At 68.1% G+C, this 21660-nt stretch carries 16 protein-coding genes; 12 read left to right on the top strand and 4 right to left on the bottom strand.

Annotated features, from left to right (window positions below):
• Positions 1–688: 688 nt before the first annotated feature.
• The 8 genes from CFB46_RS10050 to CFB46_RS10095 all read left to right on the top strand — a co-directional run bounded on the left by CFB46_RS10050 (position 689) and on the right by CFB46_RS10095 (position 11285).
• Entirely contained in the window at positions 689–1315 is a 627-nt protein-coding gene (locus tag CFB46_RS10050) for a flavin reductase family protein (protein WP_089499891.1), read from the top strand.
• Between the two features lie 405 nt (positions 1316–1720).
• Positions 1721–2953: a 3-methyl-2-oxobutanoate dehydrogenase (2-methylpropanoyl-transferring) subunit alpha gene (locus CFB46_RS10055; protein WP_089499892.1), complete on the top strand. Its 1233-nt coding sequence runs from the start codon at positions 1721–1723 to the stop codon at positions 2951–2953.
• Positions 2954–2955: 2 nt separating this feature from the next.
• The gene (locus CFB46_RS10060) at positions 2956–3996 is read left to right on the top strand and encodes an alpha-ketoacid dehydrogenase subunit beta (protein WP_089499893.1); all 1041 of its coding nucleotides are present in this window, start codon (positions 2956–2958) and stop codon (positions 3994–3996) included.
• A 1-nt stretch (position 3997) separates the two neighbouring features.
• Positions 3998–5326 carry a dihydrolipoamide acetyltransferase family protein gene (locus tag CFB46_RS10065; RefSeq protein ID WP_089499894.1) on the top strand — a complete coding sequence of 443 codons (1329 nt, stop codon included), beginning with the start codon at positions 3998–4000 and terminating at the stop codon, positions 5324–5326.
• Between the two features lie 4 nt (positions 5327–5330).
• Positions 5331–6722 (top strand): dihydrolipoyl dehydrogenase, encoded by a 1392-nt coding sequence (gene lpdA / locus CFB46_RS10070; RefSeq protein WP_089499895.1) that lies wholly within the window; start codon positions 5331–5333, stop codon positions 6720–6722.
• Positions 6723–7269: 547 nt separating this feature from the next.
• Complete coding sequence (locus CFB46_RS10075; RefSeq protein ID WP_089499896.1) at positions 7270–7899, top strand: NAD(P)H-binding protein; 630 nt, start codon at positions 7270–7272, stop codon at positions 7897–7899.
• 729 nt (positions 7900–8628) lie between these two features.
• Positions 8629–10059: a purine-cytosine permease family protein gene (locus CFB46_RS10090; protein ID WP_089499897.1), complete on the top strand. Its 1431-nt coding sequence runs from the start codon at positions 8629–8631 to the stop codon at positions 10057–10059.
• 167 nt (positions 10060–10226) lie between these two features.
• A complete protein-coding gene (locus tag CFB46_RS10095; RefSeq protein ID WP_227789557.1) occupies positions 10227–11285 on the top strand; it encodes a porin in 1059 nt (352 codons plus the stop codon).
• Between the two features lie 58 nt (positions 11286–11343).
• On the opposite strand, the gene CFB46_RS10100 is transcribed toward CFB46_RS10095, so the two are convergent.
• Positions 11344–12300 carry a LysR family transcriptional regulator gene (locus CFB46_RS10100; RefSeq protein ID WP_089499899.1) on the bottom strand — a complete coding sequence of 319 codons (957 nt, stop codon included), beginning with the start codon at positions 12298–12300 and terminating at the stop codon, positions 11344–11346.
• Positions 12301–12489: 189 nt separating this feature from the next.
• On the opposite strand from CFB46_RS10100, the gene CFB46_RS10110 reads away from it, so the two are divergent.
• Genes CFB46_RS10110 through CFB46_RS10120 form a run of 3 tightly spaced genes read left to right on the top strand, consistent with a single transcriptional unit; the run spans position 12490 to position 16150 of the window.
• The gene (locus tag CFB46_RS10110) at positions 12490–13800 is read left to right on the top strand and encodes an MFS transporter (protein WP_089499901.1); all 1311 of its coding nucleotides are present in this window, start codon (positions 12490–12492) and stop codon (positions 13798–13800) included.
• 31 nt (positions 13801–13831) lie between these two features.
• Complete coding sequence (locus CFB46_RS10115; RefSeq protein ID WP_089499902.1) at positions 13832–15103, top strand: Zn-dependent hydrolase; 1272 nt, start codon at positions 13832–13834, stop codon at positions 15101–15103.
• Positions 15104–15127: 24 nt separating this feature from the next.
• The gene (locus CFB46_RS10120; RefSeq protein WP_089499903.1) at positions 15128–16150 is read left to right on the top strand and encodes a histone deacetylase family protein; all 1023 of its coding nucleotides are present in this window, start codon (positions 15128–15130) and stop codon (positions 16148–16150) included.
• A gap of 106 nt (positions 16151–16256) precedes the next feature.
• Here CFB46_RS10120 and CFB46_RS10125 read toward each other — a convergent pair whose 3' ends face one another.
• A complete protein-coding gene (locus CFB46_RS10125; protein ID WP_089499904.1) occupies positions 16257–17456 on the bottom strand; it encodes an MFS transporter in 1200 nt (399 codons plus the stop codon).
• 749 nt (positions 17457–18205) lie between these two features.
• On the bottom strand, positions 18206–19117 hold the full coding sequence (locus tag CFB46_RS10130; protein ID WP_089499905.1) for a LysR family transcriptional regulator: 912 nt from the start codon (positions 19115–19117) through the stop codon (positions 18206–18208).
• Between the two features lie 161 nt (positions 19118–19278).
• Between CFB46_RS10130 and CFB46_RS10135 the strand changes: the two genes are divergently transcribed.
• The gene (locus CFB46_RS10135) at positions 19279–20199 is read left to right on the top strand and encodes a pyridoxal-phosphate dependent enzyme (protein WP_089499906.1); all 921 of its coding nucleotides are present in this window, start codon (positions 19279–19281) and stop codon (positions 20197–20199) included.
• A gap of 263 nt (positions 20200–20462) precedes the next feature.
• Here the strand turns inward: CFB46_RS10135 and CFB46_RS10140 are convergent, their stop codons facing one another.
• Positions 20463–21608: a DUF2242 domain-containing protein gene (locus CFB46_RS10140; RefSeq protein ID WP_089499907.1), complete on the bottom strand. Its 1146-nt coding sequence runs from the start codon at positions 21606–21608 to the stop codon at positions 20463–20465.
• Positions 21609–21660: the final 52 nt, after the last annotated feature.

A 21660-nucleotide genomic window follows, 5' to 3' on the forward strand; every position in this document is an offset into this window, starting at 1 on the left:
CGGCGCGGGACGAAATCGTCGGCCGTGTCGTATCGGTGTCGAATGCGCGGCAGGAAGCGGTGCGATGACGGTCGCTCGGCCCGGCGGAATAGGGGAACGCATGCGCCAAGCAATGGTAGAATCGCGTCCGCCCTCTTGCCGGGGTGATGAAATTGGTAAACATAGCGGACTTAAACGATTGAGTGCCCGGCCGGAAACGGTCGGTGCAGAACCCTTCAAATTCGGCGAAACCCCTGATGTGTGCACATCGAGGCAACGCCGAGCCAAGCCTCGCGGCATCCGCGAGGAAGGTGTAGAGACTAGACGGGGGGCGCCTAAGGCACACGGGCAGCGGTCATGCCCGCGCGCGACGGTGAAGGCATAGTCCAGCGCACGAACGGTTCGCGCACGCGACGCCGGCTTTGAAAGAAGCAGTGTGACGAAAATCCGCCGCCTTAATTGGCTTGCCGGTTCGAGTCCGGTCCCCGGCACCATCGATTGCGTTGACGCGATTCGATTCGACGAAGGTGTAAAAAACCCGCGAGAACTGCAGCGCTCGCGGGTTTTTTTGTTTGGCGCACGCACATGCAGCGGCACGCCCGCGCGGCATGCGATGCGCGTCACTGCGACGAAAACGACGCCATGTGATACTTGGCACGCGTCTTACCGACGAATTCCAACGCAGTTCGCCTCTCGCAAGCCCCCCGTCATGACCGACTCGACCCATCACTATTACGAACCGTCGCAAGGCCACGGCCTGCCGCACGATCCGTTGAACGCGATCATCGGCCCGCGCCCGATCGGCTGGATTTCATCCCGCGGCAGCGACGGCACGCTCAACCTCGCACCGTACAGTTTCTTCAACGCGTTCAACTATCGCCCGCCGATCATCGGCTTTTCGAGCACCGCCGCGAAGGACAGCGTGCGCAACGTGCAGGAGACCGGCGAGTTCGTGTGGAACCTCGCGACGCGCGATCTCGCCGAGCGGATGAACCAGACCTGCGCCGCCGTGCCGTACGACGTGAACGAATTCGAACTCGGCGGCTTGACCGCGGCGCCGTCGCGCCTCGTCGATGTGCCGCGCGTCGCGGAAAGCGGCGTGAACTTCGAATGCAGGGTGACCGACGTGATCCGGCTGCGCGATCATCGCGGCACCGAGACGCCGGCCACGCTGGTGCTGGGCGAGGTCGTCGCCGTCCATATCCGCCATGACCTGCTGAAGGACGGCATTTTCGACACGTTCGGCGCGGGCATCATTCTTCGCGCGGGCGGCCCGTCGGCCTACGTGCACGTGAAGCCCGACAGCCGCTTCGACCTGTTCCGTCCAGACGCGTGATCGATCGCGCGTTGCAGTAGTCGCAATCGGGCGCGCGCGCGCCCGAACTCGAAGAGACCCCGTGAAGATCCAGGACTTCACGGGGTCTTTTGCTTCGTACCCTCACATGATCGGGACGCGCCGATCCATCCTTCCCGACGCGCGATCGCCGCCCAGCCGGCGACCCTGCACCGCAGCAAACCCGTGCCGCGCCGACTCCGCCGGCCGGACCTCACGCGCCGCCGCGATTCGCCATGGCAAATCTGCTCACCACGAACGAGCGGCTTGGGCATCGACGCGCGCCGCTGCAAGGCATAGATTTCCGAGGTTGACGTGCTTATCCGCGCGTCAGCTCGCGCGCGGGCCGGCAACCGGCCCGCGCGTTCCCAAACAGCGTGAGACACAATCGAGCGTGGAGACGACACGATGAGCCTGTCAGAGCCATTGCGTCTGCATGTGCCGGAGCCCACCGGGCGCCCGGGCTGCAAGACGGACTTTTCCTATCTGCATCTATCGCCGGCCGGCGCCGTCCGCCGCCCGCCGATCGACGTTGCCGCGGCGGACACCGCCGATCTCGCCCGCAGCCTCGTGCGCGTGCTCGACGACAGCGGCAGGGCCGTCGGCCCGTGGGCGCCCGATCTCGACGATGCGCGGCTGATCGCAGGGCTGCGCGCGATGCTCAAGACCCGCATTTTCGACGCGCGCATGATGATCGCGCAGCGCCAGAAGAAAATCTCCTTCTACATGTTGAGCCTCGGCGAAGAGGCGATCGGCACCGCGCACGCGATGGCGCTGCGCGACGGCGACATGTGCTTTCCGACCTACCGGCAGCAGAGCATCCTGATCGCACGCGACGTGTCGCTCGATCGGATGATCTGCCAGCGGATGTCGAACGAAGGCGATCCGCTCAAGGGCCGCCAGCTCCCGGTGATGTACTCGGATCGCGAGGCGGGCTTCTTCTCGATTTCCGGCAACCTTGCGACGCAGTTCATCCAGGCGGTCGGCTGGGCGATGGCGTCGGCGATCAAGGGCGATACGAAGATCGCGTCCGCGTGGATCGGCGACGGCGCGACGGCCGAAGCCGATTTCCACACCGCGCTCACGTTCGCGCACGTGTACCGCGCGCCGGTCGTGCTGAACGTCGTCAACAACCAGTGGGCGATCTCGACGTTCCAGGCGATCGCGGGCGGCGAGGGCACGACCTTCGCCGGGCGCGGCGTCGGCTGCGGGATCGCGTCGCTGCGCGTGGACGGCAACGACTTCCTCGCGATCTACGCGGCATCGAGCTGGGCGGCCGAACGCGCGCGCCGCAATCTCGGCCCGACGCTGATCGAGTGGGTGACCTACCGCGCGGGCGCGCATTCGACGTCGGACGATCCGACCAAGTACCGGCCGAGCGACGACTGGTCCCATTTCCCGCTCGGCGATCCGATCGAGCGTTTCAAGCGCCACCTCATCGTGAAGGGCATCTGGTCGGACAGCGCGCAAGACGCGTTGACGGCCGAGCTCGAGGCCGAGGTGGTCGCCGCGCAGAAGGAAGCGGAGAAGTACGGAACGCTGGCCGACGACCGGATTCCGTCGCCGGCCTCGATGTTCGACGACGTGTACAAGGAGCTGCCCGCGCACCTGCGCCGTCAGCGCCAGGAACTGGGAGCGTGATCATGGCGCAACACGAGACACGAACGGCGACGCAGCCGATGACGATGATCCAGGCGCTGCGCTCCGCGATGGACGTGATGCTCGGGCGCGACGGCGATGTCGTCGTGTTCGGGCAGGACGTCGGCTATTTCGGCGGCGTGTTCCGCTGTACCGAAGGACTGCAGAACAAATACGGCAAGTCGCGCGTGTTCGATGCGCCGATCTCGGAAGGCGGGATCGTCGGCGTGGCGGTCGGGATGGGCGCGTACGGATTGCGCCCCGTCTGCGAGATCCAGTTCGCCGACTATTTCTATCCGGCGTCCGACCAGATCGTGTCGGAAGGCGCGCGGCTGCGCTACCGCTCGGCCGGCCAGTTCACCGCGCCGATGACGATCCGGATGCCGTGCGGCGGCGGGATCTACGGCGGGCAGACGCACAGTCAGAGCCCGGAGGCGATGTTCACGCAGGTGTGCGGGCTGCGCACGGTGATGCCGTCGAATCCGTACGACGCGAAAGGGTTGCTGATCGCATCGATCGAGAACGACGATCCGGTGATCTTCCTCGAACCGAAACGGTTGTACAACGGGCCGTTCGACGGTCATCACGAACGGCCCGTCACGTCGTGGCTCAAGCATCCCGCGAGCGCGGTGCCCGAAGGCTACTACACGGTGCCGCTCGATACGGCCGCCGTCGTGCGGCCCGGCAACGACGTGACGGTGCTGACGTACGGCACGACGGTGCACGTGTCGCTGGCCGCCGCCGAGGAGACGGGCATCGACGCGGAAGTAATCGACCTGCGCACGCTGTGGCCGCTCGATCTCGACACGATCGTCGCGTCGGTGCGCAAGACCGGGCGCTGCGTCGTCGTGCACGAGGCGACGCGCACCTGCGGCTATGGCGCGGAGCTCGTGTCGCTGGTCCAGGAACACTGCTTCTACCACCTCGAGGCGCCGGTCGAGCGCACGACGGGTTGGGACACGCCGTATCCGCATGCGCAGGAATGGGCGTACTTTCCGGGCCCGACCCGGGTCGGTGAAGCGTTGCGACGCGTGATGGAGGCGTGAGATGGGGATTCATGTCATCAAGATGCCGGATATCGGCGAAGGGATCGCCGAGGTCGAGCTGGTGGCCTGGCATGTGGAAGTCGGGCAGACGATCAAGGAAGACCAGCCGCTCGCCGACGTGATGACCGACAAGGCGGCGGTCGAGATTCCGTCGCCGGTGACGGGCAAGGTAATGGAACTGGGCGGCCGGATCGGCGAGATGATGGCGGTCGGCAGCGAGCTGATTCGGCTGGAAGTCGAAGGCGACGGCAACCTGAAGGCCGCGGCACCGGTGCGAGAAACGAAGGTAGCAACCGCACCGGTCGCGACGGCGCCGTCGAAGCCGGCGGCCGACGCGCCGGCCGAACCTGCCGAGCCGACCGAGTTGCCTGCGCAGCCCGCGGCGCCTCGCGCACCGGCGAAACCGCGTCGCGACGAACCGGCCGCGCCGCCGCGCGCGGCACTCGCGCCCGGCGAACGGCCGCTCGCGTCGCCGGCGGTGCGTCAGCGCGCGTGGGACATGGGCATCGAGCTGCGCTACGTGCGCGGCACCGGTGAAGCCGGGCGGATCCTGCATGCGGATCTCGATGCGTATGCGCGCACCGGCGGCGGCACCGCGCACGGGTCGCAACCGCGTGGCTACGACGAACGCCACGACGAAACCGACGTGCCGGTGATCGGTTTGCGGCGCGCGATCGCGCGCAAGATGCAGGAAGCGAAGCGCCGCATCCCGCATTTCAGCTACGTCGAGGAAATCGACGTCACCGAGCTCGAATCGTTGCGCACGGAACTGAACCGCCGCCACGGCGACACGCGCGGCAAGCTCACGCCGCTGCCGCTGCTGATCCGCGCGATGGTGATCGCGCTGCGCGACTTCCCGCAGATCAACGCGCGGTTCGACGACGAAGCGGGGGTCGTCACGCGCTACGGCGCGGTGCACATGGGCGTCGCGACGCAGACGGACAACGGCCTCACGGTGCCCGTACTGCGCCATGCGGAAGCGCGCGACGTGTGGTCGATCTCGACGGAAATCGCACGGCTCGCCGACGCGGTGCGCGCGAATCGCGCGCAGCGCGACGAGTTGAGCGGGTCGACGATCACGATCTCGAGCCTCGGCGCGCTCGGCGGCATCGTGTCGACGCCGGTGATCAATCATCCGGAAGTCGGCATCGTCGGGGTGAACCGGATCGTCGAGCGGCCGATGATTCGCGACGGCGCGGTCGTCGCGCGCAAGATGATGAACCTGTCGTCGTCGTTCGACCATCGCGTCGTCGACGGCGCGGACGCGGCCGAATTCATCCAGGCCGTGCGCGCGGTGCTCGAACGCCCGGCACTGCTGTTCGTGGAGTGAGCCGATGAAGAACGAACACACCACACTGCTCGTCATCGGCGGCGGCCCGGGCGGCTACGTCGCCGCGATCCGCGCCGGCCAGCTCGGCATTCCGACCGTGCTGGTCGAACGCGACCGGCTCGGCGGGACGTGCCTGAACATCGGCTGCATTCCGTCGAAGGCGTTGATCCACGTGGCCGACGCGTTCGAACAGGCCTGCGGTCATGCCGGTGAAGGCGCGCTCGGGATCCGCGTGCGCACGCCGGAGATCGACATCGCGAAAAGCGTCGCGTGGAAGGACGGCATCGTCGACCGGCTGACGCGCGGCGTCGGCGCGCTGCTCAAGAAGAACGGCGTGCGCGTGCTGCACGGCGAAGCGCGCGTGATCGACGGCAAGACCGTCGAAGTCGTCAGCGGTGGCCATGCGGTGCGGATCGGTTGCGAACACCTGTTGCTCGCGACCGGTTCCGAACCGGTCGAACTGCCGTCGATGCCGTTCGGCGGGCATGTCGTGTCGTCCACCGACGCGCTGTCGCCCGCGACGCTGCCGAAGCGGCTGGTCGTGGTCGGGGCCGGCTACATCGGGCTCGAACTCGGGATCGTCTATCGCAAGCTCGGTGTCGACGTCAGCGTCGTCGAAGCGGCCGAGCGCGTGCTGCCTGCGTACGATGCCGAACTCGTGCGGCCGGTTGCCGATTCGCTCGCGCGCCTCGGCGTGCGGCTGTGGCTCGGCCACAAGGTGCTCGGACTGGACGAGCACGGCGCGGTGCGCGTGCAGGCGGCCGACGGCGCCGCGCAGACGCTGCCGGCCGATCGCGTGCTGGTTGCCGTCGGCCGCCGGCCGCGCGTCGACGGTTTCGGGCTCGAGTCGTTGCTGCTGGATCGCAACGGCCGCGCGCTGCGGATCGACGACGAATGCCGGACCTCGATGCGCAACGTGTGGGCGATCGGCGACGTCGCCGGCGAACCGATGCTCGCGCATCGCGCGATGGCGCAAGGCGAAATGGTGGCCGAGCTGATCGCCGGCCGGCGTCGCCGGTTCACGCCCGCGTCGATTCCGGCCGTGTGCTTCACCGATCCCGAGATCGTGACGGCCGGCTGGTCGCCGGACGATGCACACGCGGCCGGCGTCGATTGTCTGAGCGCATCGTTCCCGTTCGCCGCGAACGGGCGTGCGATGACGTTGCAGGCGACCGACGGGTTCGTGCGCGTCGTCGCGCGTCGCGACGATCACCTGATCGTTGGCTGGCAGGCGGTCGGGCGCGGCGTATCGGAGCTGGCCGCGGCGTTCTCGCAGTCGCTGGAGATGGGGGCGCGGCTGGAAGATATCGGCGGCACGATCCACGCGCACCCGACGCTCGGCGAAGCGCTTCAGGAGGCTGCGCTGCGTGCGCTCGGACACGCGCTGCATATCTGACGTGCAAGCCTGACGGGGCGCCGCCGGTGCGTGACGCATGCATCGGTGGCGCTTGCAGCATCCGGCGTCATTCACGAGGTTTCATTCGGTATCCATAGTGATGTGATGCCGACATTCCGCGTGCTTATCCAGTTGTCCAGATTGCATTGCGTTTCGTCCGATCCGATTCGGCAAGCCGACGCCGCTTGCTCCCCGGTTCCGTCGAGGTCACACCGAGATCACATGCGGCCCGCGATCGTGCGCGTGGCATCGTCATCGCATACCGCCTTCCGAAGCGTTGCTCAATTTACCGTTGCGTGCCGGTGCGCCGGCAATCCGATCCCGTTCCCTCTACGACGAAAAACGGCGCGGACGTTCGCCGAGCGGGCGCGATGCAATGGCGTAGCCGTGCCGTGCATCGAACGCCCGGCGCGGCGCCCGACGAGGCCGTAATTTTGCGAGATGTGCGAAGGGTTGCCGCCGCCGCGTCGACCGACGATCATGTCGATAGCCGGAAACCGGGCCGCCTCGGGCCCGCCAACGCAGGCTCCACACGGAAGAACCGGACATGAAACTGCTGCTCGTCGGCGCGACCGGACTCGTCGGGCGCCACGTCCTCGAAGTCGCGCTGGCCGATGCGCGGGTCGATCAGGTGATCGTCCTTGCCCGCCGGCCGTTATCGCCGCACCCGAAGATGCGCGCGCTGGAAGTCGATTTCGACCATTTGCCCGACGCGGCCGACTGGTGGCGCGCGGATGCGGTGATCTGCACGCTCGGCACCACGATGCGGGCCGCCGGTTCACAGGCGGCGTTCCGGCGCGTCGATCATGATTATCCGCTCGCGGTCGCGCGGCTCGCGCACCGGCACGGCACGCCCACCTACGTGCTGAATTCCGCACTCGGCGCGGATGCCGCGTCGCGCATCTTCTACAACCGCGTGAAGGGCGAGGTCGAACAGGCGCTCGCCGGCGTCGGGTTCGATTCGCTCACGTACGTGCGACCGGGCCTGATCGGCGGCAGTCGTGACGAGTTCAGGTTCGGCGAACGGCTGTTCGTGTTCGCGCTGAGCGCCGCCGGGCCGGTGCTGCCGGCGAAGTGGCGCGTGAATCCCGCGCCGCGGATTGCGCGCGCATTGCTCGACGCCGCGATCGATGCGCGGCCGGGTGTGCAGGTCGTCGCATCGGAGCGGCTCGTCTGAACCGGGGGCACCGGGTGGCTCGGATGGCGCTGCGCCGCCACGCGGCATGCGCCGGCTATTGGCTTGCGAAGCCGTCAAGCCCGTCGAACTGTTCGGTGATCTGTCGCGCGAGCGAACGCATGGTCGGTTACTGCTTCGGCGACGCCGATTCGGGCGAAAGCGTCGTGCTCGCGATCCTGCCCGAGGACGAAGGGGCGTGCAGCGTGCATGGCGGCGTGCGTGGGCCGGATGCCGGTGCGCGTCAGATTCGCAAGGCTGCTTCGTCATGCAGAGCAATGGCAGGACTTCCACCCGTGCCGACTTGCGATGAAGACATCGCTTGCATCGTCGCCGCCGGTTGCCGACCGTGTTGTCTCGCCGGCATCCGGCGGCGCGAAGAAAGCGACGATGACTGCCCGCGATCCGGCCTCGCCCCGCCTACGCTGATCTTTCATCACCCCAACAGTTTGCTTGCAGTGAAGCCGATCGAACACGTCCCGATTGTGCGGACGATTTCGAGAGTCGATCGATACCGGGTAATCACCGATATCTCGCAAGTTGTATATACAAGATCATCCGCTGGCAACGTCGGCACACGTCGTGCCTGTTGCGCGCCAGCGTGCAGACCGTGCGTGCGTGGCGCATGCCGGCGATCCACGGCGCCCCGCATCCCTAGAGCCGAAAGGGCGGCTCGCAGCTTCCTGTCTCGTTCAAACCATGTGTGGTCCTGAGTATTTTGGAGATTGACCCGTGTCAACGAATTCCAGTGGAAAAGCCGGCGGACTGATCGAGGTTCGCTCGATCGACTTCATTCCCGACGCCGAGCGCCACGGCGGCCTGCTGAGCCAGTTCACGTTGTGGCTGTCGGCCAACATGCAGATCACGGCCATCGTCACGGGCGCGCTCGCGGTCGTGCTCGGCGGCGACGTGTTCTGGTCGCTGGTCGCGCTGCTGCTCGGCCAGCTCGTCGGCGGCGCCGTGATGGCGCTGCACGGTGCGCAGGGGCCGCAGCTCGGCCTGCCGCAGATGATCTCGAGCCGCGTGCAGTTCGGCGTGTACGGCGCGATGATTCCGATCGTGCTCGTGTGCCTGATGTACATCGGCTTTTCCGCAAGCGGCTCGGTGCTGGCCGGGCAGGCGGTCGCGCAACTGCTGCACGTCGACGACGCGGCCGGCATCCTGCTGTTCGCGGCCGTGATCGTCGTGCTGACCGTGTTCGGCTATCGCGCGATCCACTTCGTCGGCCGGATCGCGAGCGTGGTCGGCATCGTCGCGTTCGTCTACATGTTCACGCAACTGTTCGCGAACCACGACATCGGTGCACTGCTCGCGAACAAGCATTTCTCGCTCGCGAGCTTCCTGTTGTCGATGTCGCTGTCCGCATCGTGGCAAATCGCGTTCGGCCCGTACGTGGCCGACTATTCGCGCTACCTGCCGCGCTCGACGTCGTCGGTCGCGACGTTTCTCGCGGTCGGCCTCGGCTCGGTGATCGGCGCCCAGGCGGCGATGGTGTTCGGCGTGTTCGCGGCCGCGCTCGCCGGCAGCCAGTTCGCGCACCATGAAGTGTCGTACATCGTCGGCCTGGGCTCGACGGGCGCCGTGGCCGCGTTGCTGTATTTCAGCATCGCGTTCGGCAAGGTGACGGTGACGGCGCTCAACGCGTACGGCAGCTTCATGTCGATGGCGACGATCGTCAGCGGTTTTCGCGGCAAGGGCGCGGTATCGTCGAAGAGCCGCCTCGTATACATCTTCGGGATGATCTGTGTGTCGACGCTGATCGCGCTCGCGGGCCGTCATTCGTTCCTGAAGGAATTCACCGCGTTCATCCTGTTCCTGCTCGCGTTCTTCACGCCGTGGAGCGCGATCAACCTGGTCGACTACTACTGCTTCACGCGCTCGCGCTACGACGTGCCGGCGCTGTCCGATCCGGATGGCCGCTACGGCCGCTGGAACGTGATGGCCATCACGATCTACGTGGTCGGCATCCTGGTGCAACTGCCGTTCATGTCGACGCACATCTACACGGGGCCGCTCGTCGATGCGCTCGGCGGCACCGACATCTCGTGGATTCTCGGCCTCGTCGTGCCGGCCGTGCTGTACTACGTCGGCGCCCGCGCGTCGCGACGCAGCATTCCCGAGCGCCTGATCCTGCCGCTCGAACGCGGCGAAGCGCACCACTGACGACACGTCTCGCGCATCGGGCCGGCAGGTCGCCGGCCTGAGCGTCGAGCCGGGCGCCGCCTGCGCCGGGCTCCCCCACATTCCCTTTCATGCGATACCGGTGCGGTAGCGACTGCTGCGCCCGGTATCGCTTCATTCTCTATCCATTGAATAGTATGACTAACGAAATGAAAACCCGCGATGGCGATTCCCGGGCGCGGCCGCTGCATGCCGGTCTTCGCATGACGGTGGCGGCCGCATGCCTCGCCGCGTCGGGCACCGCGCTCGCGCAGGACGGCGTCACGCTGTACGGCGTGATCGACGAATTCGCGCAGTACGTGAATACGGGCAACGGCTATACGGCGGCGATCAATTCGGGCGGCCAGTGGGGCAGCCGGTTCGGGCTGAAGGGCGGCGAGGATATCGGCGGCGGGCAGAAGATCGAGTTCGCGCTGGAAAACGGCTTCAACCCGAACGACGGCTCGCTCGCGAGTGCCGGCACGTTGTTCAATCGGCAGGCGTGGGTTGGTGTCGCGGGGCAGTGGGGCAAGGTCCGCGCGGGCCGGCAGAATTCGCCGCTGTTCAACGACCAGGGCGGACAGGACGCGTTCGGCGGCGTCACGCAGGCGTCCGGCATGGACAACCTGACCATATTCGCATTCCGCACGAGCAACACGCTGTCATACCAGATCCCCGAGATCGCCGGTTTCCAGGGCGGACTGTACTTCGGCTTCGGCGATGCGGGCGGCGTACGCTCGGCCGGCTCCAGCCAGCAGTTCGACCTGACCTACGAGCATGGCCCGTTCGGCGCATTCGTCGCGGGCCAGTGGTTGAAGAACGCCGCGGCGACCACGACCGATCGCACGATCATGGCCGGCGCGTCGTACGCGATCGGCAAGGCCACCGTGTATGGCGGTTTTTCCGCGGTGAAGTGGGCCGACCTCGGGATCGATTCGCGCGTGTACGGCTTGTCGGTCAAATACCAGTTCAATCCTGCGAACACCGTCGCGCTCGGTTACGCGTACCTGCACGACCAGTCGTCGCAAGGCAACAATGCGGACCAGCTCGGGCTGATGTACGAATACGACCTGTCGAAGCGCACGAGCTTCTACGGCGCGCTGTCGTACCTGCGCAATCGCAACCAGGGCGGCTACACGCTCGCCGGTGCGGCGAACCCCGGCCTGCCGCTCGCGTACCCGGGCGCCAATGCGCGCGGCGTGCAACTCGGCATCGTGCATCGCTTCTGACGCACGCGATGCGTCGGGCCGCGTGTGCCCGGCGCATGCGCCCGGCGCACACGCGCCGTCATTTCCCGAGCCGCTCCGCGAGCGAGTAGCGCTGCATGCAGCGCTCCATCGCGTCGAGAAACGCGTGCTCGGCCGCATTCATCTTGCGATCGCGATGCCACAGCAGGAACACGTCGACGTCGACGAGCCCTTCGTCGGGCGGTAAGCGCCACAGCCGTTGTTGCGCGATGTCGTCGCGCACGATGTGCTCGGGCAGGCAGCCGATCCCGTAGCCCGCGAAGATCAGCCGCCGCACTTCCTCGAGGCTCGGCGACGACGCGACGATGCGCCCCGTGAAGCCCTTCTGGTCGCGGAACACGGTGAGCGGCGACAGGCTGTCGCCGATCTGGTCGCTCGTGAACGACACGAAATTCTCCGCGAGCAGGTCGTCCATCCGCAACTGCGTCTGCCCGAACAGCCGGTGATGGCGGCCGCAGTAGATCGCATAACGCTGGCGCAGGAAGCAGCGCATCTCCAGCTTGTCGTGCGGCGTGCGGCACAGGCCGAGCCCGGCGGTGGCCGTCTTCTGCAGCAGTGAAGAGAGAATGTCCGACGAGCGCATCACTTCGATCTGCAGATCGATACGCGGATACGCACGATGGAAATCCGCGAGGAACTCGTCGTAGACGGGCGATTCGATACGGCTCACCGTCAGCAGCCGGATCGAGCCGGTCAGGTCGGCCGTGCTGTCGTCGATTTCGGTCTCGAGGCGCGAGATGCCGCCGTAGATGTCGCTCGCGATCCGGTACACGGCTTCGCCGGCCGGCGTCGGCGCGAAGTGCGCGCCGCGCCGCTCGATCAGCCGGCGCTCGAGCGTCTCCTCGAGCCGCCGCAGCGCCTGGCTGACGGCCGGCTGCGTGACGTGCAGGCGCGCAGCCGCGCGGCTCACGCTGCGCTCCTGCATGATCACCAGGTAGGTGCGCAGCAGGTTCCAGTCGAGGCGGTCGTTCAGGAACGGGGCGAGGTCGGGGCGCATCGGGTCTCCGGGCGAGGCGTCAGGGCAGGCATTAGTTGAATTTATACAGCGAATAATAACTTGAAATTTGACTAATGATTTGCGGTCGCCGATAAAGGAGGGGCGCCGCAGCGTGCGGCGCGAGGCCGCGACAGACGGCCGTCCACGATATTGCGCGTCGCCCTGCCGCGGCGCGCGTCAGGAGCCCGCATGACCCAGTCCCTTCCTTCCGCCCGCCAGCCGGCACGTGCCGCGACGGCCGCGTTCATCGGCACGATGATCGAGTGGTACGACTTCTACATCTACGCGACCGCTGCCGCGCTCGTATTCGGCGAACTCTATTTCCCGTCGCACGACCCGTTCGTCAGCACGATGGCGTCGTTCGCGACGTTCGCGGTCGGCTTCTTCGCGCGCCCGCTCGGCGGCGTGATCTTCGGCCATCTCGGCGATCGCATCGGCCGCAAGAAGGCGCTGATGACGACGCTGATGATGATGGGCGTCGCGACCGTCTGCGTCGGGCTGCTGCCCGATTATTCGAAGGTCGGCATCCTCGCGCCGGTGCTGCTCGTTGCGCTGCGCGTCGTGCAGGGGATCGCGGTCGGCGGCGAATGGGGCGGCGCGGTGCTGATGGCGGGCGAGCATGCGCCGCAGGGGCGCCGCACGTTCTTCGCGTCGTTCGCGCAACTCGGCAGCCCGGCCGGGCTGATCCTGTCGCTGATCGCGTTCCGCGCGGTCACGTCGATGGACAAGGCCGACTTCCTCGCCTGGGGCTGGCGCCTGCCGTTTCTCGCGAGTTCGGTCCTGCTCGTGGTCGGCATCCTGATCCGGCTCGGCGTGAACGAGTCGCCGGAATTCGCGCGTGTCAAGGAAGCCAACCGCACGGTGAAGCTGCCGGTCGCGGAAGTGCTCCGTTCCGCGTCGGGACTCGTGCTGCTCTGCATCGGCGCGAACACGATCGGCATCGCGGGCGTCTATTTCACGAACACGTTCATGATCGCGTACACGACGCAGTACGTCGGCGTATCGCGCTCGTTGATCCTCGACAGCCTGTTCGCGGTGGCGATCATCCAGTTCTTCGCGCAGCCGCTCGCCGCCTGGATCGCCGAGCGCATCGGCGGCGCGCGCTTCCTGAAACTCGCGGCGCTGCTCGCAATGATGTCGCCGTATCCGATGTTCATGCTCGTGCAGGGCGGCACGTCCGCGTCGCTGATCGCCGGCATCGCGCTCGCCGTCGTCTGCATGGCCGGCTTCTATTCGGTGATCGCGGGCTTCGTCAGCGACGTGTTTCCCGCACACGTGCGTTATTCGGCGATCTCGCTCGCTTACCAGATTTGCGGCGCCCTCGCGGGCGGCCTGACGCCGCTCGTCGGCACGTGGCTCGCGCATCGCTTCACGGGGCAGTGGTGGCCGCTCGCGGTGTTCTATACGTGTCTCGCCGGTATTTCGCTGCTTTGCATCGTCGCGCTCGATGCGCGCCGCGCCGCGCAGCCGGCCGCCGCCGAAGCGCTCGGCTCGCATTGAACCTCAACGAACGAATCGATCTGGAATGCATATGAACGACCTGCTGGAAATCGACGGCGCCCGACTGTGGCAGAGCCTGGCCGACATGGCGCGCGTCGGCGCAACCCCGCGCGGCGGCGTGCGGCGCCTCGCGCTCACCGATGACGACCGGCGCGGGCGCGACCTGTTCGCGCAATGGTGCCGCGACGCGGGGCTGACGGTGAGCGTCGACGCAGTCGGCAACCTGTTCGCCCGGCGCGACGGCGCCGATGCGCGCGCCGCGCCGGTGCTGATCGGCAGCCATCTCGATACGCAGCCCGAAGGCGGCCGCTTCGACGGCGTCTACGGCGTGCTCGCCGCGCTCGAACTCGTGCGCACGCTGAACGACGCGGGCATCGCGACCGACAAGCCGCTCGAGATCGTGTCGTGGACCAACGAGGAAGGCGCGCGCTTCGCGCCGGCGATGCTCGGTTCGGCCGTATTCACGGGCGCGTTGCCGCTCGACGACGCACTCGCGAAGCAGGACGCGGACGGCGTCACGCTCGGCGCGGCGCTCGACGCGTGCGGCTATCGCGGCACGCGCGCAACGGGCGGCGCGGTCGACGCGTATTTCGAGGCGCACATCGAACAGGGGCCGGTGCTCGAGGCGAACGGCACGACGATCGGCATCGTCACGGGCGGGCAGGCGATCCGCTGGCTCGACGTGTCGGTCACGGGCGTGGCCGCGCACGCGGGCACGACGCCTATGCCGTATCGCAAGGACGCGTATTTCGCGAGCGCGCAGATCGCGCTCGAACTCGAACGGATCGTCGCCGGCTACGCGCCACGCGGGCTCGCGACGATCGGGCAGGTCGGGATTCGCAACGCATCGCGCAACACGATTGCCGGCGACCTGACGTTTACGGTCGACCTGCGTCATCACGACGATGCCGAAGTCGATGCGATGGAGCGCGACCTGCGCGACGCATGCGCCCGCGTCGCCGCCGCGCGTGGCGTGCAGGTGGCGATCGATACCTGCTGGCGCAGCCCGGCGACGCCGTTCGACCGCGATTGCGTCGGGCTGGTCGCGCAGGCGGCTGTCGCGTTCGGCTACACGCACGAGCGGATCGTGAGCGGCGCCGGCCACGACGCGATCCTGCTCGCACGCCGCTTCCCGACCGCGATGGTGTTCATTCCGTGCGTCGACGGCCTGTCGCACAACGAAGCCGAGGATGCATTGCCCGACGACGTGACGCGCGGCACGAACGTGCTGCTCCATGCGGTGCTGGCGCGCGCGGGCATCGCGACGCGCGTCGAAGCGCCGGCTGCGACGCACGGCGCCTGATACGGCGAATCGACGAGGACCACCATGAAAACCTATTTCCATCCCGAACAACTGCTGCACCATCCGCGCAGCTATCTGTCGCGCGGCCAGATGCGCGAGCCGCAGGAAGTGCCCGAACGCGCGGCGCGGCTCGTCCGGGCCGTCCGGTCGCTCGACTTCGACGTGCGGGAGCCGGCCGACCGCGGCACCGCGCCGATCGCGGCCGTGCACGACATGAACTACCTGCGCTTTCTCGAGGAGGCGCACCGCGACTGGAAGCGGATGCCCGACGACTGGGGCGACGAAGTGATGTCGAACGTGTTCGTGCGCGATCCGAACCCGCTGCGCGGCGTGCTCGCGAAAGCCGCGCGCTATCTCGCCGACGGCAGTTGCCCGGTGGGCGCGAACACGTGGCGCGCGGCGTACTGGTCCGCGCAGGGCGCGCTGGCCGCGGCGGCCGACGTCAACGACGGCGCACGCGAGGCCTACGCGCTGTGCCGGCCGCCCGGCCATCACGCGCGTCGCGATGCGGCCGGCGGCTTCTGCTACCTGAACAACGCGGCGATTGCCGCGCAGGCGCTGCTGGGTCGCCATCGCCGCGTCGCGATCCTCGATACCGACATGCATCATGGGCAGGGCGTGCAGGAGATTTTCTATGGCCGCGACGATGTGTTGTACGTATCGATTCACGGCGACCCGACTAACTTCTACCCGGTCGTTGCAGGTTACGAGGAAGAGACGGGGGCGGGCGCCGGCGACGGCTTCAACCTCAACCTGCCGATGCCGCACGGCTCGCCGGAGTCGGCGTTCTTCGAGCGGCTCGACGACGCGCTGCACGCGCTCGCGCGGTTCCAGCCCGATGCGCTCGTGCTCGCGCTCGGCTTCGACATCTACAAGGACGATCCGCAATCGCAGGTCGCGGTCACGACCGACGGGTTCGGCCGGCTCGGCGGCGCGATCGGCGCGCTCGGATTGCCGACGGTGATCGTGCAGGAGGGCGGCTATCACCTCGAGAGTCTCGATGCGAACGCGCGCGCGTTTTTCGGCGGGTTTGCCGCGGGGCGCTGACCGAGCCGTCGGAATCGGACCATACGCTGAAAAAGAAAGCGGCCGCATTGCGCGGCCGTAAAAATGCATGCGCAACGAGCCCGGGCAGTCCGGACTCGTTCCGCGCTCACGAATTCGCGGCGGCCGGCGTGCGGCGGCGCTGCGTGACCTGCAGCATGACGAGCGCGAGTCCGGCGGCGGCGATCAGCGCGCCGACGATCGGCACCGCCGCGTAGCCGAACCCGGCCGAGATCGCCGCGCCGCCGGCGGCGGCGCCCACCGCGTTGCCGAGGTTGAACGCGCCGATGTTGACGGCCGACGCGAGGCCCGGCGCCTCATGGGCCGCGCGCATCACGCGCATCTGCAGCGGCGGCACGACCGCGAACGTTGCGATCCCCCAGACCAGCAGCGTGACGCCGGCGCCCGCATGCGTGGCGGCGAGCAGCGGGAACGCGGCCATCGTCGCGATCAGCAGCAACAGGAAGCCGATCAGCGTGCCGTCGAGCGAGCGGTCGGCCAGCCGGCCGCCCGCGATGTTGCCGATCGAGAAGCCGACGCCGATCAGCACGAGCATCGCGGTCACGAAGCCGGGCGTTGCGCCCGTCAGGTGTTCGAGCGTCGGTGCGACGTACGTATAGAGCGTGAACATCGCGCCGGCGCCGAGCACCGTCGTCCCGAGCGCGCCGAGCACGACGGGCCGCGTCAGCACGGAGAGTTCGGCACGCAGGTCGGGGATCGTGCCGGCTTCCCCCTTCGGCAGCGCGGCGAACAGGCCGGCGATCGCGATCAGGCCGAGGCCCGCGGTCGCCGCGAACGACATGCGCCAGCCGATGATGTGGCCGAGCCAGGTCGCGGCCGGCACGCCGCCGACGTTCGCGATCGTCAGGCCCATGAACATCGTCGCGACCGCGCTGGCCTGCTTTTCGCGCGGCACGAGGCTCGCCGCGACCACCGAGCCGAGCCCGAAGAACGCGCCGTGGTTCAGACTCGTCACGAGACGCGCGAGCAGCAGCGTCGTGTAGTCCGGTGCGACGGCCGACAGCAGATTGCCGATCGTGAAGATCGACATCAGCGCGATCAGCGCGGAGCGGCGCGACCAGCGCGCGAGCAGCAGCGTCATCAGCGGCGCGCCGACCATCACGCCGATCGCATACGCGCTGATCAGCATGCCGGCTTGCGGGATCGACACGTGCACGCCGTCGGCGATCACGGGCAGTAGACCCATCGGCGAGAACTCGGTCGTGCCGATGCCGAATGCGCCGGCGGCGAGCGCGAGCAGCGGCAGCGCGGCGCCGCCGCGGGACGGGGAGGAAGTCGTGGGGTTCACGCGGTGAGCTCCTGTAATCGGGGAACGACGGCACGAAGCCGTTGAGGACAGCGCGAAGTGTGCCTGCATTACTTTTGCGGAAAAAGCCGCATCCGGACGAAATTATCTTGATTTCATGTCAACAATGCAGCGCGCGGGCGACGGGTGGCGCGACCCATGAGCAGTGCTTCGGCGGGACAGGCGAACGACGGGGAGGGTTCGAAAGCTTTCCGTCATGAGTGAAATCGCGGCTTTCGGGCAGATAGTCGCGGCTCGCTGACGCTTCGCGGCCGATGTATGGTCGCCTGCGCGACGCTCGCAAATTCGTCCGGCGGCCGTGAGATGACACGCGAGTGGCCTGTCAGGGCGCATCGGCCGGCGATGGGCGAGCGCCTGCGGCCGGCGTCGCACAATGGCTGGAAAGCCTTTCACTGCAAGGCTCGACAGCAAAAAAGCCCCGACCACAGGGGGACCGTGGCCGGGGCGGAAACGCATCCTCTCTTTGGCACGAGGGGTTGGATGCGGGCGCAGTATATTTCGGGCCATGACGATTCGAATCGGCGTTAAACGGCCGTTTTTGGTGTCAATTTGAAAATTGCGATGTCATGGTGCCGTCCGTCGGCGTTCTGAAAGATTTTTCGGTGGCACGACGGTGTCGTTTAGTGCGCGACAACCGCGGAAACGCCGGGATGACGGAAACGGGAATCCCGTCCGTCCGCCGGCGCTGCAAGTCGCGTCGTCCGACCGCGCGCCGATGCGTCCGCATCCATTCAGCCCGATTCGCCCGCCGCATCGCGGACCGCCGCGAGAAACCGCGCGACGACGGGCGACGGTGCCGCCGCCGCGCCGTCGAACACGAACTCGATGTCGAAGCGGCTCGCGAGTTCGTCGAGCGCGACGAGCCGGACCGTGCGCGGGCAGGTCGGCGACGCGCTTTCCGGCACGAACGCGCAGCCCATCCCGGCCGCGACGAGACCGATCAGCGTCGGGATGTCGCTGCCGACCTGCGCGATGCGCGGCGTGAAGCCGGCCTGCTGGCACTGCGTCATCAGGAACCGGTGGTGCGCGGCCGAGCGCTGCGCATCGAACCAGACGAACGGCTCGTTCCCGACTTCGGCCAGCGTGCGCGGCGCGACGAAGCGGCCGCCCGGCGGCGCGGGCATCGCCAGCACGAAACGATCGCTCAACAGCCGTACGCCCGTCAGGTGCGGCGCTTCCTCGCGACGCCACGCCATGATCCCGGCGTCGAGCTGGCCGCGCATCAGCGCGCTCGCCTGTTCGGCCGACAACATCGGCGCGATCGACAGTTTCACGTCCGGGCACGCATCGCGAAACGCCTTGAGGACGTTCGCGACGACCGGCAACGGCAGGCAGTTCGGCAGCGCGCCGAGCCGCAGTTCGCCGAGCTGGCCGGCCGCGCTGCGCAACGCGCGCTCGCGGCTGTCCTGCAGCATGGCGAGCAGGCCGGTCGCATCGTGCAGGAAGCTCGTGCCGGCCGCCGTGAGCGTGACGCCCGTTGCGCGACGGATCAGCAGCGGCGTACCGATCGCGTCCTCGAGCTCGCGGATCTGCCGCGACAGCGCGGGCTGCACGATGCCGGCCGCGCGGGCGCCGGCCATCACGCTGCCGGCCTGTGCGACGGCGACGAAGTAGCGCAGGTGACGCAGTTCGATCTGGCGCATGCGGTGTCCGGTTCGGTAGATGGGTATGCCTGCGAAGCATAGCAAACGCCATTCGATGGTATTGGAAAGCATGACGGGCCTGCCGTACGATGACCGTCATTGCCGCATGCGCGTCGTCGCGAGTCGCGTGCGTTTCCTCCGCCCTCCTTGCGTTCAGTCCCATGCCGCTTCATATCCCGACCCCTTATATCCACTCGCCGATCGCGTCCCGTCGGCTCGGCAGAATCATCCGGCTGAAGCTCGAAGCGCTGCAGCCGTCCGGCTCGTTCAAGCTGCGCGGCATCGGCGCCGTCTGCGAAGCACGCCATGCGGCGGGGGCCCGGCGGTTCGTGTCGTCGTCGGGCGGCAACGCGGGCATCGCGGTCGCGTATTGCGGCCGCGAGCTTGGCGTGCCGGTGCGCGTCGTCGTGCCCGAAAGCACATCGGCCCGGGCGCGCGAGCTGATCCGCGTCGAAGGTGCGGAACTCTTGGTGCACGGCGCGAGCTGGGCGGAAGCGAATGCGTTCGCGCAGTCGGCGCTCGGCGAGCACGACGCGTTCGTGCATCCGTTCGACGATCGCGTGCTGTGGCAGGGCCACGCGACGATGATCGACGAGATGGCGGCGGAGGGCCCGAAGCCCGATGCGATCGTGCTTGCGGTCGGCGGCGGCGGTCTGCTGTGCGGCGTGCTCGAAGGGCTCGCGCGCAACGGCTGGCACGACGTGCCGGTCGTCGCGGCCGAGACGGAGGGCGCCGACTGCTATGCGCGCTCGCTTGCGCAGGGGCGTCCGGTCGAACTGGCGGCAATCGCGAGCATCGCGACGACGCTCGGCGCGAAGCGGCCGTGCGACGCGGCAGTCGAATGGGCGACACGCCACGCGATTCATCCGGTCGTCGTGTCCGATGCCGACGCGGTGGCTGCGTCGCTGCGGTTTCTCGACGAACACAGGATCGTCGTCGAGCCTGCGTGCGGCGCTGCGCTGGCCGCGCTGGAGCGGCCGGTGCCGGTGCTCGCGTCGGCAGCGGATGTCGCGGTGATCGTCTGCGGTGGCGTGACCACTACCGTCGAGCATCTGCAGACGCTGCGCGCGACGTTGCGGTAGGCGAGGGAGCCGGCACGCAGCGCAGTCGCGCGACGGCGGGTCGCCCGCGATTTTCGCGTGTGGTGACTGCGGGCTTGGTTCGCGTGTGGCCAATCGCGACGCGTCGACGTTGCCTTTCCGTCAGCCTTTCGGTCAATCTCGCGCGGCGACGCGCAGCCGGCGTACAGCCGCATGGGCGTGAACGGCTTCCGGGAATGACGTGGAAGGGGCGTACCGTCGCGTTGCGGCGCATTCGGCCGCGCGCGACGCATACGGATGCGCAATCAGTGCGCGGCTGGTGCGCTCGCGGTGGACGACGCGGACGATGCGACCGGGGCGGCGGCAGCCGCCGGCGCAGGCGATGCGCTTGACGGCGCCGATGCCGACGCGGGTGCCGATGCCGCCGACGAAGGCGCGGGGACGGTCGATGACGGAGCGGCGGTGGTCGGCGCTGCTGCCGGACCCGAAGCAGACGCGGGCGCGGAGACCGGCGCGGCCGTCGAACCGGAGGTCGACGAAGGTGCCGGCATGGGCGCCGACGCGGGAGCGGGCGCCGACGCGGGTGCCGGACCGGCCGCCGAAGCCGGCATAGGTGCGGACGCCGCCGCGGGCGCCGCTCCCGAAGCCGGCACCGACCCGGACGCCGCCGCCGGCGCGGCAGCGCGCATCGCGGCCGGTGCCGCGACGGCCGACGCCGCCGCAGCAGGCACGGCATTCGCGCCCGACCCCGGCGCGACACCCGGCGCCGACAGCGGCACCGGCGCCGCGGGCGGCGTCGGCACGACCGGCGTCGTCATCTTCAGCGGTTCGCCCTGCGGCGTCGGCGCGGGCTCGGGCAGCGGCGCGACGTGCTCCTTCTCGGCGGCCTTCACGGTCGCGCGGTCGCGGCGCGCCGGGTCGATCTTCAGGAAATGATCGACGAGATTGAAGAAGCGCTCATAGAACACGCCGGCGGGAATCGTCTCGCTCGCGGTCTTGACGAGCGCATCGTCGCTCGACCCGATCGGCAGCGACAGCGAGCCGAACACGCTGAGGCCGACGCTGGCCGACGTATTCGATTTCTTCAGCGTATAGCGGTCCTGCACCGCGTTCACGTACGCGATGCTCGACGAGCCGTCCGCATTCGCATCCGCGCACACGACGTGAAACTCGATCACGACGTGCATGTCGTTGCTCGGCTGGAAATTCTTGCTGCCGTCGACCGCGTCGTTGCGCGACGACGACACCACGTAGCCCTGGCTCAGCAACGCGCGCCGCGCGGCCTCGCAGGCCGCGTCGGCTTTCGAGTGGAACGTATGCGCATACGGGCTGCTGGTCGCGTCGAACTGTTCCTGCTGGTAGATCGGCTTGGGCGGCGACGAGCATGCCGTCAGCACGGCCGCGGCCGCGAGCGCGCACGAAACGGAAAACAGGCGAAATCGGTTGTGCATGGCGTCTTTCAGAAGGCTCGGCGAGAGGCGGCGCAAGGGTGGTGCCAGGATC

It is taken from the genome of Burkholderia sp. HI2761 (assembly GCF_002223355.1).
Classification (GTDB): domain Bacteria; phylum Pseudomonadota; class Gammaproteobacteria; order Burkholderiales; family Burkholderiaceae; genus Burkholderia.

Excerpts from the sequence above, each read along its gene's own strand:
- CFB46_RS10115 (WP_089499902.1), top strand. The coding sequence starts at position 13,832 with ATGAACGACCTGCTGGAAATCGACGGCGCCCGACTGTGGCAGAGCCTG.
- CFB46_RS10095 (WP_227789557.1), top strand. The coding sequence starts at position 10,227 with ATGAAAACCCGCGATGGCGATTCCCGGGCGCGGCCGCTGCATGCCGGT.
- CFB46_RS10075 (WP_089499896.1), top strand. The coding sequence starts at position 7,270 with ATGAAACTGCTGCTCGTCGGCGCGACCGGACTCGTCGGGCGCCACGTC.
- CFB46_RS10135 (WP_089499906.1), top strand. The coding sequence starts at position 19,279 with ATGCCGCTTCATATCCCGACCCCTTATATCCACTCGCCGATCGCGTCC.
- CFB46_RS10055 (WP_089499892.1), top strand. The coding sequence starts at position 1,721 with ATGAGCCTGTCAGAGCCATTGCGTCTGCATGTGCCGGAGCCCACCGGG.
- CFB46_RS10050 (WP_089499891.1), top strand. The coding sequence starts at position 689 with ATGACCGACTCGACCCATCACTATTACGAACCGTCGCAAGGCCACGGC.
- CFB46_RS10130 (WP_089499905.1), bottom strand. The coding sequence starts at position 19,117 with ATGCGCCAGATCGAACTGCGTCACCTGCGCTACTTCGTCGCCGTCGCA.
- CFB46_RS10060 (WP_089499893.1), top strand. The coding sequence starts at position 2,956 with ATGGCGCAACACGAGACACGAACGGCGACGCAGCCGATGACGATGATC.
- CFB46_RS10140 (WP_089499907.1), bottom strand. The coding sequence starts at position 21,608 with ATGCACAACCGATTTCGCCTGTTTTCCGTTTCGTGCGCGCTCGCGGCC.
- lpdA (WP_089499895.1), top strand. The coding sequence starts at position 5,331 with ATGAAGAACGAACACACCACACTGCTCGTCATCGGCGGCGGCCCGGGC.
- CFB46_RS10100 (WP_089499899.1), bottom strand. The coding sequence starts at position 12,300 with ATGCGCCCCGACCTCGCCCCGTTCCTGAACGACCGCCTCGACTGGAAC.
- CFB46_RS10120 (WP_089499903.1), top strand. The coding sequence starts at position 15,128 with ATGAAAACCTATTTCCATCCCGAACAACTGCTGCACCATCCGCGCAGC.
- CFB46_RS10110 (WP_089499901.1), top strand. The coding sequence starts at position 12,490 with ATGACCCAGTCCCTTCCTTCCGCCCGCCAGCCGGCACGTGCCGCGACG.
- CFB46_RS10065 (WP_089499894.1), top strand. The coding sequence starts at position 3,998 with ATGGGGATTCATGTCATCAAGATGCCGGATATCGGCGAAGGGATCGCC.